The organism is Lysinibacillus sp. G1-3, from assembly GCF_056322905.1.
In genome coordinates, this window is record NZ_JBWHYQ010000101.1 from 1 (window position 1) to 204 (window position 204).

Below are 204 nucleotides of genomic sequence, written 5' to 3' on the forward strand. Positions count from 1 at the left end.
TTTTATGGAGAGTTTGATCCTGGCTCAGGACGAACGCTGGCGGCGTGCCTAATACATGCAAGTCGAGCGAACAGATGAGGAGCTTGCTCCTTTGACGTTAGCGGCGGACGGGTGAGTAACACGTGGGCAACCTACCTTATAGTTTGGGATAACTCCGGGAAACCGGGGCTAATACCGAATAATCTATTTCACTTCATGGTGAAA

1 rRNA gene is annotated in these 204 nt (G+C 50.0%); it reads left to right on the forward strand.

The window, feature by feature from the left end:
• Nucleotide 1: 1 nt before the first annotated feature.
• Nucleotides 2-204 (forward strand): 16S ribosomal RNA (locus ACVYAD_RS25355); the annotation flags it as partial.